A 13,876-nucleotide genomic window follows, 5' to 3' on the forward strand; every position below is an offset into this window, starting at 1 on the left:
CACCCGAGGCATGGCACTGCAGATCAGCGCGACCAATCCGGAGCACCCCGCGCTCCTGCTGGAGCTGCCGTGGCACATTCCGCTTCAGGAGTGGCCCGAGGAGCACCTGGTGCCGCTGCCGCGCGGCATCTCCCGCCACGTCGTGCGCTACGCCCGCGCCGGCGACGAGGTCGTCGCCGTCAAGGAGCTGGCCGAGCGGCCCGCCCTGCGCGAGTACGAGCTGCTGCGCGACCTGGACCGGCTCGGCATCCCGGCGGTGGACCCGCTCGCGGTGGTCACCGGCCGCACCGGCCCGGACGGCGGTCCGCTGGAGAGCGTGCTGATCACCCGGCACCTGCGCGGCTCCATGCCGTACCGGTCGATGTTCGAGACGACGATGCGCCCGGCGACCATGCACCGTCTGATGGACGCGCTCGCCGTGCTCCTGGTGCGGCTGCACCTGGCCGGGTTCGCCTGGGGCGACTGCTCGCTGTCCAACACCCTCTTCCGGCGCGACGCGGGCGCCTACGCCGCCTACCTGGTGGACGCCGAGACCGGCGAGCTGCACCCGCGGCTGAGCGACGGGCAGCGGGAGTACGACCTCGACCTCGCCCGCGTCAACATCAGCGGCGAACTGCTGGACCTGGAGGCGTCCGGGGCGCTGCACCCCTCCGTCGACCCCGTCGAGTTCGGCACGGAGATCTGCGTCCGCTACCGGGGCCTGTGGCAGGAGCTGACCCGCACCTCCGTCTACCCGGCCGGCAAGTACCACTACATCGAGCGCCGGATACGCCGCCTGAACGACCTCGGCTTCGACGTGGCGGAGATGCAGATCGAGCACGCCTCCAACGGCGACACCGTCACCTTCGTCCCCAAGGTCGTCGACGCCGGCCACCACCAGCGGCAGCTGCTGCGCCTGACCGGCCTCGACACCGAGGAGAACCAGGCGCGGCGGCTGCTGAACGACCTGGAGAGCTGGATGGCCGCCCAGGACGACCACGCCCCGGGCGACCCCCACGGCGCCCGCCGGGAGGTGCTGGCCCACCGCTGGGTGCGGGAGGTGTTCCGGCCGACCGTGCGGGCGGTGCCCCCCGAGCTGCGCGGCGACATGGACCCGGCCGAGCTGTACCACCAGCTCCTCGAACACCGCTGGTACCTGTCCGAGCGGGCCCAGCACGACATCGGCCTGGACCAGGCCGTCCGGGACTACGTCCGCACCATCCTCCCCGAGGCGCGCAGGGCGGCGGAGCCGACGGCCGGGTGAGTCAGCCGTGCGGCACCACCGCCACCGGGCAGTCCGCGTGGTGCAGCACCCCGTAGGCGACCGAGCCGATCCGGGCACCGACGGCCGTGCGGTGCGCACGGCGGCCGACGACCATCAGCTGGGCCGTCCCGGCCACCGACAGCAGCACCTGTCCCGCGCTGCCCATCTCCACGTGCTCCACCACCGGCACGTCCGGGAAGCGTTCCCGCCACGGCCCGAGCGCCGCGGCCAGTGCCTTCTTCTCGTACGGCTCCAGGCCGCCGGCGTCGTCCAGGAGCTTGAGCGAGGCCGGGCTGTAGGCGTACACCGGGGGCAGGGTCCAGGCGCGTACCGCGCGGACGGTGGCGCCGCGCGCCGCCGCCGTCTCGAAGGCGAAGCGCAGCGCGGCGGCGCTGTCCTCGGGCGCGCCCTGCTGGCCGACGACGATCTCGTGCCCGGCGACCTCGGCCGAGGCCCGGTCGCCGGCGCGCACCAGCACGACCGGCCGGGCGGCCTCGGCGATGACCTGCTGGCCCACCGAGCCGAGCAGGAAGCCCACGATCCGGCCGTGGCCGCGTGAGCCGAGCACCAGCGTCTCGGCCTCGGCCGCCGCGCCGAGCAGCGTGGCGACGTCGTCGCCCTCCAGGACGTCGGTGCTGACGTCGAGGCCGGGATGGCGTGCGGTGACGTGGCGGACGGCGTCGGCCACCGCGTTGCGCGCCCGCTCCGCCTGGGCCCGGGGGCCGTCCGCCTCCAGCGCCTCGTGCGGCTGGAACCGCCAGGCGTGCACCACCCGCAGCGCCAGCCCGCGGCGGACGGCCTCCCGTGCCGCCCAGGCCAGCGCGGCGAGGCTCTCCTCCGATCCGTCGACCCCTGCCGTGATCGGGCGTGTCATCCGCTTGCCTCCCTGTGTCGTGATCACTGCGTGCCGGGCCAGTCTTCACTACCCTGCCCGCATGGCCTTGGAGTGGGAGCAGGTACTGGTGGACGCGGCCGACCCGGTGGCGCTGGGCCGCTGGTGGGCCGAGGCGCTCGGGTGGGTGGTGGTCCACGACGCCGCCGACGAGTACGAGATCCGGCCCGAGCGGGACCGCCTGCCGGGTCTGATGTTCGTCCCGGTGCCGGAGGGCAAGACGGTCAAGAACCGCCTGCACCTCGATCTCCGGCCCGACGACCAGGAGGCGGAGGTCGCCCGCCTGCTCGCGCTCGGCGCCCGCCACGCCGACGTGGGGCAGGGCGAACAGACCTGGGTGGTCCTCGCCGACCCCGAGGGCAACGAGTTCTGCGTGCTCAGCTCGCGCCGCGGCTGACCGCCGCACCCGGGCGAAGCCGGGCGTTCGAACATACGATGGGCGCAACGCGGTGGCGGGGCGCCGTGTCGTGACACCGGACGCTCGACGTGGGGGACGTATGGCACAGGCCGCCGACGCAGCACGGACCGTCATCATGACGGTGGACGACGACCCGGGCGTCTCGCGCGCCGTCGCCCGGGACCTGAGACGGCGCTACGGGGCGTCGTACCGGATCGTGCGGGCGGAGTCGGGCGAGTCGGCGCTGGAGGCGCTGCGGGAGCTGAAGCTGCGCGGCGACCTCGTGGCCGTGATCCTCGCCGACTACCGGATGCCGCAGATGAACGGCATCGAGTTCCTCGAACAGGCCCTGGACGTGTATCCGGGCGCGCGCCGGGTGCTGCTGACCGCGTACGCGGACACCAGCGCGGCGATCGACGCGATCAACGTCGTCGACCTCGACCACTACCTGCTCAAGCCGTGGGACCCGCCCGAGGAGAAGCTCTACCCGGTCCTGGACGACCTGCTGGAGGCCTGGCGGACCAGCGACTTCCGTCCCGTGCCCGCCACCAAGGTGGTCGGCCACCGCTGGTCGGCGCGCTCCTCGGAGATACGGGAGTTCCTGGCCCGCAACCAGGTGCCGTACCGCTGGTACTCGTCCGACGAGCCCGAGGGGCGGCGGCTGCTGGCCGCGGCGGGCGAGGACGGGATGCGGCTGCCGGTGGTGGTCGCCCCGGACGGCACGCCGCTGGTCGAGCCGGAGGCCGTCGACCTCGCCGCCCGGGTGGGGCTGGCGACGACGCCGACGGCCGACTTCTACGACCTGGTGGTCGTCGGCGGCGGCCCGGCCGGGCTGGGCGCCGCCGTCTACGGGGCCTCCGAGGGCCTGCGGACCGTGCTGGTGGAGCGGTCGGCGACCGGCGGGCAGGCCGGCCAGAGCTCCCGCATCGAGAACTACCTGGGTTTCCCCGACGGCGTGTCCGGAGCGCAGCTCACCGAGCGGGCGCGGCGGCAGGCGGCGAAGTTCGGCGCGGAGATCCTCACCGCGCGCGAGGTGACGGGCCTGGAGACCGGCGGCGCCGCGCGGGTCGTACGGTTCTCGGACGGCTCGGCGGTCGCCGCGCACAGCGTGATCCTGGCGACCGGCGTGTCCTACCGGCAGCTGCGGGCCCCCGGGTGCGAGGAGCTGACCGGGTGCGGGGTGTTCTACGGGTCGGCGCTGACGGAGGCGCCCTCCTGCCGGGGCCAGGACGTGTACGTCGCGGGCGGCGCCAACTCCGCCGGGCAGGCGGCGATGTACCTGTCCCGCACCGCCAAGTCGGTGACGCTGCTGGTGCGCGGGCCCTCCCTGACGGCGTCGATGTCGCACTACCTGATCCAGCAGATCGAGGAGGCGCCCAACATCGTCGTGCGCACGGGCACGACCGTCGGGGCCGCGCACGGCGACGGCCACCTGGAGCAGCTGACGCTGCGCGACGTGACGACCGGGGGCAGCGAACTCGTCGACGCGCAGTGGCTGTTCGTGTTCATCGGCGCGGCCCCGCTGACCGACTGGCTGGACGGCACGGTGCTGCGGGACGGGGACGGGTTCCTCCTGGCCGGGCCCGACCTGACGCCCGACGGGCGGCCGCCGGCGGGCTGGGAGCTGGACCGGCCGCCGTACCACCTGGAGACCAGCGTCCCCGGCGTGTTCGTGGCGGGCGACGCCCGCGCCGAGTCCGCCAAACGCGTCGCGTCCGCCGTCGGAGAGGGTGCCATGGCCGTCATGCTCGTCCACCGTTACCTGGAGCAGTCGTGAGCGGGCGGCCCATGCCGTGCAGCCCGCAGGAGATCGGCTCCCTGTTCCTGTTCGAGAAACTCACGCCCGGGCAGCTCGGCCGGCTGTGCGCCGAGGGCCGGGTGGAGAAGTTCGAGCCGGGACCGGTGTACGCCGAGGGCGACCCCGCGACCTGCTTCTACGTGATGATCGAGGGCACGGTCGTGCTCTCGCGCCGGGTCGGCGACGACGACGTGGAGGTGACCCGGACCTCCCAGCCCGGGGTGTACGCCGGGGCCATGCAGGCCTACCTCGGGGACCGGGTGCGGCAGGTCTACAACAACTCGATGCGGGTGACCGAGCCGACGCGGTTCTTCGTCCTGCCGGCCGGCACCTTCGCCGGTGTCATGCAGGAGTGGTTCCCCATGGCGGTCCACCTCCTGGAGGGGCTGTTCTTCGGCTCCAAGAACACCCAGCGGATGATCGGGCAGCGCGAACGGCTGCTGGCGCTCGGCTCGTTGTCGGCCGGTCTGACCCACGAGCTGAACAACCCCGCGGCGGCGGCCGCCCGGGCCACGGCGACGCTGCGGGAGCGCGTGGCGAAGATGCGGCACAAACTCCGCGTCATCTCCGCGGGCCCCTACTCGCGCGAGGCCCTGGCGAACCTGATCGAGATCCAGGAGCGCACGGCCGAACGCGTCGCCAAGGCGCCCTCCCTGAGCCCGCTGGAGGCCTCCGACCGGGAGGACGCCCTGGCCGACTGGCTCGACGACCACGGCGTCGAGGAGGGCTGGCGGATCGCCCCCGTCTTCGTCCAGGCGGGTCTCGACGTCGACTGGCTGGAACAGGTCGCCGCGGCCGTGGACGAGGACATCCTCCCGGGCGCCGTCGGGTGGCTCAACTACACGGTCGAGACGGAACTGCTGATGGGCGAGATCGAGGACGCCACGGGCCGGATCTCGCACCTGGTCGACGCCGCCAAGCAGTACTCGCAGCTCGACCGCGCTCCCTACCGCGTCGTCGACGTGCACGAACTCCTCGACAGCACGCTGCTGATGCTCTCGGGCAAGATCGGCGAACGCATCGAGGTCGTCAAGGACTACGACCGTACGCTGCCGAGGATCCCGGCGTACCCGGCCGAGCTCAACCAGGTGTGGACCAACCTCGTCGACAACGCGGTCTTCGCGATCGGCGAGGCGGGCGGGGAGGGGACGCTGACCGTGCGGACGGCGCGGGAGCACGACCGGTTGCTGGTGGAGTTCCGCGACACCGGGACCGGGATCCCGCGCGAGGTCCGCGACCGTATCTTCGACCCCTTCTTCACCACCAAGCCGGTCGGTGAGGGGACCGGGCTCGGCCTGGACATCTCCTGGCGGATCGTGGTCGACAAGCACCACGGCAGCCTCCAGGTGGAGTCCGAGCCGGGCGACACCCGGTTCCAGGTGCTGCTGCCGCTCACGGCGGCGGGGACCGGGACCGACACCAGTGAGGAGCCGCAATGACCGACGGGAACGGAATCGACCCCGGTGTGCCGCCGAGCGGTACGGGGTGCGTCGAATGCGAGGCCGAGGGCGGGTGGTGGTTCCATCTGCGGCGGTGCGCGCAGTGCGGGCACGTCGGGTGCTGCGACAGCTCGCCCGCGAAGCACGCGACGGCCCACCACCGGGCCACCGGGCATCCCCTGGTGCGGAGCTTCGAGCCGGGTGAGGAGTGGTTCTGGAACTACGACACGAACGAGCTGTACGAGTCGGGGCCCGAGCTCGCGCCGCCGGCCAGCCACCCCGCGGACCAGCCGGCTCCCGGACCGGCCGGGCGGGTGCCGGCGGACTGGGCGCGGGTGCTGCGCGGCTAGGGTCTCGTCGACTCCCCCACGACGAGATCACCGCCTTCCCGGCCTCGCCGGTCGTCACCCTTGCAGCGGCTGCTCGACAGCCCCTCCACCGGTCCGGGACGGTCCGGACCGTCCCGGACCGGTCGCATGAGGGGTCACTCCGGCAAGGGGCTCAACCGGCCGCTCATGCGCGGATCGTCCACCTCTCCCGGGTGCGTCAGCCGGATGCCGAAAGCGTTCTCGACGAGCGCCAGGACGGCGTGCGGAGGGGACCACTCGCCGGGGACGAGCCCCAACGGCCGCATGTGCTCATCGAGCCGTGTCGGGTCCTGTCCGGTCGGTTCAATCGCCTGGAGCGTGTGGAAGTCGACGATGACGTCGCCGTCGACCGCGTACTTGAACCAGTACATCGGCTTCTCGTTGTGGTGCAGGGCAACGGCCTCGGTGCCGGCGGACACGGCGCTCAAGATCTGCTCCTCGAGCCCGTGCGCACCCCCTTGTTCCCACGCCCAGGTCCATGCTCCGTCGACGCCCGTGGTGACGACGGGTTCCTCATCGTCGAGGAGGTCGTCGCCAAAGTCGTCCGACAGGTCCATCCCGTCGCGAAGTGCGAGGGTTTCCTGGTCGACTCCCATGCGGGTGAGCAACTCGACAGGGCTCACCCCCCGTACGAAGGTCAACGTGTAGAGGGGGAAGTCGCCTATCCGGAACGTCTCCAAGCCGCGTCCTGCGTGTGCACTCGTCATTCGGCGGATGCTGTCACACCCCACTGACACCCCGGCCAACCACCGTCGCTGACGGGTCGACTGCATCGGAGCCTTCTTCGTGGCTCCGCAACGGGGCCTGCGGCCTTCGGGGATCGAGGCCGGCGGCGGCAGCACCTTCCCGGCCGCCGGCCACCTCGCCGCCTGTGCCGGACTCGCCCCGGCGACCTGCAGTTCCGGGTCCTCGATCCGCGGCGAACAACCCTCCCGGAAAGGCGACAAGCGGCTCAGACGAGCCTTCTTCCTCTCCGCGCTCGCGGCCCTGGGCGGCCCGGCCTCCCGGGCTCGCCACGGCAAGAGGACCGCCCGGGGCAGGCACCACACCCAAGTCCTGCCCTGCCTCGCCCGGCGGCGGGCGGACGTCCTCTTCGCGATGCTCCGTGACGGAGCCTTCCACCAACCGCGGCCGGCGCCGATCGTCACATGACGGGCGGCTCAGCCAGGAGGACGACCCGGTCGGAGGCGACGTCGAATCCCAGCACGGGATGTCCGTCATCACCCTGCGGATCCATCAGCACCGGCTTACCCAGCCGTCGTCCGATCGCCCGGAGGAAGCCGCAGAACACGTCAAGTCGCCCCTGGCCCTGCAACTCCCTCAGGTCCACATCAAAGCCGATCTCCTCCGCCGTGCAGAACTCGAAGATCGCCAGGATCCCCTCTACCGGCCAGACCCGAAGATCCGCGCATTCGGCGTCGGGCGGGCGGGACAGCACTGTCTCCGCCCGAGGCACCGGCATCACGGCATCGCCCTCGGAGTACTGGCACTTCCAGCCGCTCTCGCTGATGAGATCGAGGACCGCTTGCCAGTCCGCCACCGAGGCGTCAGGGACACGCACGTCCGGCAGCGGCCCCATCTCATCAGGGTCGAAGAAGTACTTGACGTCGTCCCACAACAGATCGGACACGCCGCCATGCTGCCCCGCAGCAGCCCCCAGCACAGCCCGATTTTCCCGACCGAAGGCATGGGGCCCCCGCGAGCAGGACATCCTGCGGCTGCTCGCGGGGGCCGTAGCAACCGGCGGATCGGCGAGGAGCTGTTCATCAGCGGCAAGGCGCGCATAGTCGCTTTGCCCGCATTTCATCGCCATACCGTGCCGGTCCGCATCGCCCGGTAGTCGGCCCGTGACCAACGCCGTGCGAACCGTGCGGAGGTGACGGGACGTGAGCGGAAGCGGGAGAAGAGCCGGATGGCCCCAGCAGCAACGGTACGCGCGGGTGCGGCCGCGGCGGTCCTCGCCCTGTCCCTCCTGACGGTCCCCGCGCATGCCGCGCCCCGGGACCTCGGCGGTGCGGCGGCCGGCCCGCCGCCCGAGCCCGACCTGACGGGGCTTCGGGCCCTGCTGCGCACGGCCCGGTCGCAGGGCGCGCCGGGTGCGGCGGCGCGGATCGACGACGCGGGGACGGTCCTCACGACGGCCGTCGGCGTCGCCGACCGCGGGACCGGACGGACGCTCGGCACCGCGGACCGGTTCCGCATCGGCAGTGTCACCAAGACCTTCTCCGCGGTGGTGCTCCTGCAACTGGCCGACGAGGGGAGACTGCGACTGGACTCCCCGGTGAACCGTCGTCTTCCCGGGCTGCTGCCCGACGGCCGGATCACGGTGCGGCACGTACTCGGCCACCGCAGCGGCCTGTACGACTACACCGACGAGATGTTCGCCAGGACGGTGCCCGGCTTCGAGGCCGTGCGCAGGCGGGTCTTCACGCTCCGGCAGCTGGTGGACCGGTCGCTGCGCCATCCCCGGACCACCGCCCCCGGCGGCGCCTACTCCTACTCCAACACCAACTTCGCCGTCGCCGGGATGCTCATCAGGAAGCTGACCGGCCATTCCCTGGCGACCGAGTACCGGGAGCGGATCATCGCGCCGCTGAAGCTGCGCGACACCTTCTACGTGCATCCCCGCACCGCGATCCCGGGCCGTCACGCCCGCGGCTACCTCACCCCCGACGCGGCGGGCGCCGCGCTGGTCGACGCCACCGAGCAGACGGCGTCCTGGGCGCAGAGCGCGGGCGCGCTCGTCTCCAGCGCGCGGGACCTCAACACCTTCCTCGCGGCCCTCCTCGGCGGCCGGCTGACCTCCGCCGCCGGGCTGGAGCAGATGCGGCGGTGGGTGCCGGCGGGCACCGGTCAGGCGTACGGGCTCGGTCTGCGGCGGCGCGACCTGCGGTGCGGTGTGCCGGTCTACGGCCACACGGGCGCCGTGCAGGGCTACTACACGTACGCGTTCGCGTCGGGGGACGGCCGGCGCAGCCTGACCGCGTTCGCCACCATCTCCCACAACGGCACGGTGATGGACACGATGCTGCGCACACTGGACTCCGCGTTCTGCGGCAGGCGGGCGACGGCCCGGCGCGGTTCCCCCGGCGGGCGGCAGGACGTCCCCCGGTGGGACGGGGCCGGCGCTCCGGGTGGCGTCCGCAACTGAGCACCGCCGGGCGGGAACCCCCGCGCCCCGGTGGCCGTTGTCCGGACACCATCCCCTCGGTCCGGCGGACGACAGCAGGGCGGCGCGATGAGCGAGTTGGCACCCGGGGGCAACCTGCCCCTTCCGGACGGCGTCGTGACCGTCCGGGTACCCGGTCCCTTCGACGTGTCCGCGCTGCTCACGGACGACGGCGGCAAGGTGCGGGACGACGGCGACTTCGTGTTCTACAACCAGCCCGACGCCCCGGGCGTCCGGCTGCGGGGTGACACGCTCACCGTCGATCCGGCGCGGCTGCGCGCCGGCGTCACCCGGGTCACGGTGGCCGTCAGCCCCGGCGAGCCGGGGACCCCCCTGAGCCGCCTGCCCTCCCCCACGCTGCACGTCGGCGACGCGGGCGGCGGTCCGCTCGCCCGGTTCGCCCCGCCGCGTCCCGGCCAGGAGACCGTCCTGCTGCTCGCCGAGGTCTACCGTCGCGGCGACCGCTGGAAGCTGCGGGCCCTGGGGCAGGGGTACGCCGACGGACTGGCCGGTCTGGCGCGGGACTTCGGCGTGGAGGTGGACGACGCGCCCGCGCCCCCGGCACCCGCGCCGGTCCCGGGCGGCCCGGCCGGGGCTTCCCGTCCCGCCCCGGCCGCCGTGCCCCCGGGGGGCGGCACTGCGCCGTCCGCTCCCTCCCTCGACCCCGACGGCCTGCTCGGTCCGGTCAACCAGGCCCGTACGGCGGCCGGTTCACCGCCCGTCTCCCTCGACGCCCGGTTGATGGCCGCCGCCCGGGCCCACGCCGCGGCGATGGCCGCAGCAGACCTCCTCGGGGTCGAGAGCCGGGACGGCGTCTCCGTCTACCAGCGGGTCACCTCCGCCGGATACGCGTACCTCACGATCGGCGAGCACCTGGTCCGCGGCCCGCGCACACCGGCCGAGTTCCTCGCGTACTGCCGGCGCACCGAGGCGGCCCGGCGCGTCCTGTACGCCCCGGCCTTCACCCACGCCGGCCTGGCGCATGCGGGCGGTGGCCCCTCCGGCGACACGTACTGGACCGCGGTGTGGGCCGGGCCGCTCACCCCGGACGGCCTGGCCCGCACGACCGCCGACGTCGTCGGTCTCACCAACCGGGAGCGCGTGCGGGCCGGACTGCGTCCGCTCGCCCCCGACCCGCGCCTCGCCGCCGCCGCGCAGGCGCACAGCGCGGACATGGCGGCCCGCGGCTTCTACTCCCACACCTGCCCCGACGGCGGCCGTCCCTGGGACCGGGCCGCCGCCGCGGGCGCCGGCCGGCGTTCGATCGGCGAGAACATCGCCTGCGGGCAGCGCTCCCCCGCCGAGGTGGTGGAGGGCTGGATGAACAGCCCGGGCCACCGCGCCAACATCCTGAAACCCGACTTCACGCATCTCGGGATCGGCTTCGCCGGCGGCGGCCGGGCGGGCACGTACTGGACGCAGCTCTTCGGCGGCTGACGGCGGGCGGCACCGGCCGTCACCCGCGCGCGAGCCGGGGTCCTAGGCGAAAGGAGGCCGTCCGGGTGAGGATGCCCGTATGAAGGGTGATCTCTTTTCCAGCGAGCACATGGTGCAGCCGGCCACGGCGCCGGGCATGACCGTCCAGAACGCCAAATGCATCCGGTACGCGGTGAACGGCGAGATGCTCGCCCGGCAGGGCGCGATGGTCGCCTACCGCGGCAGCCTCCAGTTCGAGCGCAAGGGCCAGGGCGTGGGCGGCATGCTCAAACGCGCGGTCACCGGGGAAGGACTGCCGCTGATGGCGGTGCGCGGACAGGGCGAGGCCTGGTTCGCGCACGAGGCGCAGAACGTCTTCGTCGTGGAGGTCGACCCGGGCGACGAGTTCACCGTCAACGGCCGCAACGTCCTGTGCTTCGACGCCTCGCTGTCCTACCGCATCGCGACCGTCAAGGGCGCGGGGATCGCCGGGGGCGGCCTGTTCAACAGCGTCTTCACGGGGCAGGGCCGGCTGGGGCTGGTGTGCGAGGGCACTCCGGTGGTCATCCCGGTCTCGCCGCAGTACCCGGTGTACGTCGACACGGACGCGGTGGTGGGCTGGACGGCGGGCCTGGCCACCTCCCTGCACCGTTCGCAGTCCATCGGGTCGATGCTGCGCGGCGGTTCCGGGGAGGCGGTGCAGCTGATGCTCCAGGGCGAGGGGTACGTCGTCGTCCGGCCGAGCGAGGTGACGCCGCAGAAGGCGCAGCAGCACTGACACCCCGTGGCGTGATCTGCGCCTCACGGGCAACCCCGTCCGCTCCACCGACGTCTTGACCTGCGACAGGTGACGCCCTGGCCCCTGGCCAGGGCTGATTCCGGACGCGCTATACACACTACGTATACACGCCACGTATACACATCACGTATACATCCCGCGTATACACAAAGTGTGCACAGGGTGCGTCCGGACGGTGTGCACACGGACGAAAGGCATCGATGTACGGCAAGGCATTCGCCCCGGAGTACCAGGGCGCTCTCACCACCCTGTCCGTCAACTCCTCGCTGACCGAGGTACTGGCCGCCGGCACCGAGCAGTTGAAGGCGGCCGAGCGGGCCGGCGAGCACGGCGAGGCGGCGCGCTCCGGGCTCGCGGTGGCCGAGGCGCACCGCCGGCTGGGCCGCGTCGAGGAGGCGGACCGGGCGTGGAAGGCCAGCTACCGCGCGGCCCGCGAGGCCGGGGACGTCGCGGCCATGGCGTGGGCGCTGTGGAGCGGCGGCACCCTCGCCCGGCAGCGCGGCGCGCTCCCCCTCGCCCGGCGGCTGCTCCAGCTCGCGGCCGACCTCGGCGAACGCGGCGGGGACGTCGTCGTGCGCGGCTACTCCCTGGCGGGCCTGGCCGAGACCGGACGCATCCAGGGCGACTACGAGGCCGTGGGCCGGCTCCACGAGCAGCTGCTGGCCGAGGCCCGGCGGCGCGGCGAGGCCCGGCACACGGTGTGGGCACTGGAGGGCATCGCGCAGATGCACCGCAACACCGGTGCCTACGACACCGCGTACGCCCTGTTCGAGGAGGCGGCCGGGATCGCCGCGCGCGCCGACGACCGGCGCGGCCACGCCTGGGCGCTGCGCGGACTGGCCGACGTCGTCTCGGTGCGCGACGGCGACACCGAGCGGGCGCTGGCCCTGCTGTCCGAGGCGGAGGCGACCTGCCGGGCGATGAAGCTGTCCAGCGCGCTGGCCTACAACCACAAGATGCGCGGCAACGTCCTGTACCGGGCCGGGCGCTACGCCGAGGCCCGCGAGCTGTACGAGCTGGCGCTGACGGAGTTCCGCGCCATGCGCGAGCCGCGCGGTGAGGCGCTGGCGCGGCTCGGACTGGCCAAGTCACTGGCCAGGCTGGGCCGGGACCGGGCGGAGACCGCCGCCGAACTGGCCGACCTGGCGCGGACACTGGAGCGGATCGGGCTCCGGCACGCCCGGGAGATGGTGGCGCGGGCCCAGGAGGAGTTCTGCACCGCGGTGGACGCGGGCACGACGGAGGCCGCCCGGTGACCGCGCTCCCTTCCACCGCGCCCGTCCACGCCCCGCAGGTCCTCGACCGCTGCCGCGCGCTGGTACGGCCCGCGCTCGCCGAGGCCGTCGGACGGCTGCATCCCTGGGTCGGGGAGATGGCCGCCTACTCCTTCGGCTGGTGCGAGGTGGGCGGCGCTCCGGCCGCCGCCTCCGGCGGCAAGGGCGTGCGGCAGGCGCTGGCCGTGCTGGGGGCCGAGGCGGCCGGTGCGCCCGGGCGGGCCGGGGTGGCGGCGGCCGTCGCGGTGGAGCTGGTGCACGCCTTCTCGCTGCTGCACGACGACATCATGGACGGCGACGCGGCCCGGCGACGCCGCCCGGCCGTGTGGAAGGCGTACGGCACCGGACCCGCGGTCCTCGCGGGCGACGCGCTGTTCGCGCTGGCCGTCGGGACGCTCGCCGCCGAGCCGGGCGGCCCCGGGGCCGTGCGGACGCTGTCCGCGGCCCTGGGCGACCTGGTCAGCGGGCAGGCCGACGACCTGCTGTTCGCGACGCGTCCCTGGACCGGGCCGGGGCGGGTGAGCCTGGCGGAGTACCGGAGCATGGCCGAGCACAAGACGGGCGCGCTGCTGGGCTGCGCCGCCGCGCTGGGTGCCGTGCTCGGCGGCGCGGCGCCCGGGACGGCCACCGCCCTGGACCGGGCGGGACGGCACCTGGGCATCGCCTTCCAGATCGTCGACGACGTGCTGGGCATCTGGGGCGACCCCGCGGTCACCGGCAAGCCCGTCCACGGCGACCTGCGGGAGGGCAAGAAGACGTTCCCCGTGCTGGCCGCGCTCGACTCCCCCGCGGCCGACCGCCTTGCCGCCCTCCTGCGGACCGGCGCCGACCCCGGGGAGACGGCCGCGCTGGTCGAGGAGGCGGGCGGCCGGTGCGCCGCGCTGGCCGAGGCGCGGCGCCACCTCACCGCCGCGGAGACGGCGCTCGCCGGCCTGCCCCTGCGGGCCCGCGCGGCCGACGAGCTGAGGTCGCTGCTCGACTTCCTCGTGCGCCGGAACCTGTGAGGCGGCCGCTCCGTGTTGACCTTGGCCGCCTCGGCGGGCCAGGGTTCGTACGGCGCGCCGTGACCCCGTGCCGGAGA

Annotated in this window: 13 protein-coding genes and 1 pseudogene; 11 read left to right on the forward strand and 3 right to left on the reverse strand. The window is 73.7% G+C overall.

Annotation, left to right across the window (positions count from 1 at the left end; translation table 11 throughout):
* The first annotated feature begins 10 nt into the window (after positions 1 to 10).
* Entirely contained in the window at positions 11 to 1,243 is a 1,233-nt protein-coding gene (locus tag AB0L29_RS29325; protein WP_365831242.1) for a DUF4032 domain-containing protein, read from the forward strand.
* 1 nt (position 1,244) lies between these two features.
* Here AB0L29_RS29325 and AB0L29_RS29330 read toward each other — a convergent pair whose 3' ends face one another.
* The gene (locus tag AB0L29_RS29330; RefSeq protein ID WP_365831244.1) at positions 1,245 to 2,117 is read right to left on the reverse strand and encodes a universal stress protein; all 873 of its coding nucleotides are present in this window, start codon (positions 2,115 to 2,117) and stop codon (positions 1,245 to 1,247) included.
* Between the two features lie 61 nt (positions 2,118 to 2,178).
* On the opposite strand from AB0L29_RS29330, the gene AB0L29_RS29335 reads away from it, so the two are divergent.
* From AB0L29_RS29335 to AB0L29_RS29350, 4 genes are all read left to right on the forward strand, one after another.
* Positions 2,179 to 2,532 carry a VOC family protein gene (locus AB0L29_RS29335; RefSeq protein ID WP_365831246.1) on the forward strand — a complete coding sequence of 118 codons (354 nt, stop codon included), beginning with the start codon at positions 2,179 to 2,181 and terminating at the stop codon, positions 2,530 to 2,532.
* Positions 2,533 to 2,632: 100 nt separating this feature from the next.
* Positions 2,633 to 4,309 (forward strand): FAD-dependent oxidoreductase, encoded by a 1,677-nt coding sequence (locus AB0L29_RS29340; protein WP_365831248.1) that lies wholly within the window; start codon positions 2,633 to 2,635, stop codon positions 4,307 to 4,309.
* A gap of 11 nt (positions 4,310 to 4,320) precedes the next feature.
* Entirely contained in the window at positions 4,321 to 5,769 is a 1,449-nt protein-coding gene (locus tag AB0L29_RS29345) for an ATP-binding protein (protein ID WP_365831364.1), read from the forward strand.
* Positions 5,766 to 6,119, forward strand: a complete 354-nt coding sequence (locus tag AB0L29_RS29350; protein ID WP_365831250.1) for a UBP-type zinc finger domain-containing protein — start codon at positions 5,766 to 5,768, stop codon at positions 6,117 to 6,119. The genes AB0L29_RS29345 and AB0L29_RS29350 overlap by 4 nt, the downstream gene beginning before the upstream one ends.
* 134 nt (positions 6,120 to 6,253) lie before the next feature.
* Here the strand turns inward: AB0L29_RS29350 and AB0L29_RS29355 are convergent, their stop codons facing one another.
* Positions 6,254 to 6,817 (reverse strand): DUF6461 domain-containing protein, encoded by a 564-nt coding sequence (locus AB0L29_RS29355; RefSeq protein ID WP_365831252.1) that lies wholly within the window; start codon positions 6,815 to 6,817, stop codon positions 6,254 to 6,256.
* A gap of 148 nt (positions 6,818 to 6,965) precedes the next feature.
* On the opposite strand from AB0L29_RS29355, the pseudogene AB0L29_RS29360 reads away from it, so the two are divergent.
* Positions 6,966 to 7,289: pseudogene (locus AB0L29_RS29360) on the forward strand (transposase); the annotation flags it as partial.
* On the opposite strand, the gene AB0L29_RS29365 reads toward AB0L29_RS29360, so the two are convergent.
* On the reverse strand, positions 7,282 to 7,767 hold the full coding sequence (locus AB0L29_RS29365; protein WP_365831254.1) for a hypothetical protein: 486 nt from the start codon (positions 7,765 to 7,767) through the stop codon (positions 7,282 to 7,284). The pseudogene AB0L29_RS29360 and the gene AB0L29_RS29365 overlap by 8 nt on opposite strands.
* A gap of 282 nt (positions 7,768 to 8,049) precedes the next feature.
* Between AB0L29_RS29365 and AB0L29_RS29370 the strand changes: the two genes are divergently transcribed.
* The 5 genes from AB0L29_RS29370 to AB0L29_RS29390 all read left to right on the forward strand — a co-directional run bounded on the left by AB0L29_RS29370 (position 8,050) and on the right by AB0L29_RS29390 (position 13,799).
* Positions 8,050 to 9,288, forward strand: coding sequence for a serine hydrolase domain-containing protein (locus AB0L29_RS29370; RefSeq protein WP_365831256.1), 1,239 nt, complete (start codon positions 8,050 to 8,052; stop codon positions 9,286 to 9,288).
* An 87-nt stretch (positions 9,289 to 9,375) separates the two neighbouring features.
* The gene (locus AB0L29_RS29375; protein ID WP_365831258.1) at positions 9,376 to 10,743 is read left to right on the forward strand and encodes a CAP domain-containing protein; all 1,368 of its coding nucleotides are present in this window, start codon (positions 9,376 to 9,378) and stop codon (positions 10,741 to 10,743) included.
* Between the two features lie 79 nt (positions 10,744 to 10,822).
* On the forward strand, positions 10,823 to 11,500 hold the full coding sequence (locus tag AB0L29_RS29380) for an AIM24 family protein (RefSeq protein ID WP_365831260.1): 678 nt from the start codon (positions 10,823 to 10,825) through the stop codon (positions 11,498 to 11,500).
* A 221-nt stretch (positions 11,501 to 11,721) separates the two neighbouring features.
* On the forward strand, positions 11,722 to 12,777 hold the full coding sequence (locus tag AB0L29_RS29385) for a tetratricopeptide repeat protein (RefSeq protein WP_365831262.1): 1,056 nt from the start codon (positions 11,722 to 11,724) through the stop codon (positions 12,775 to 12,777).
* Positions 12,774 to 13,799: a polyprenyl synthetase family protein gene (locus tag AB0L29_RS29390; protein ID WP_365831264.1), complete on the forward strand. Its 1,026-nt coding sequence runs from the start codon at positions 12,774 to 12,776 to the stop codon at positions 13,797 to 13,799. Before AB0L29_RS29385 ends, AB0L29_RS29390 begins: the two co-directional genes overlap by 4 nt.
* Positions 13,800 to 13,876: the final 77 nt, after the last annotated feature.

This window comes from Streptomyces sp. NPDC052701 (genome assembly GCF_040678355.1).
Classification (GTDB): Bacteria; Actinomycetota; Actinomycetes; order Streptomycetales; family Streptomycetaceae; genus Streptomyces.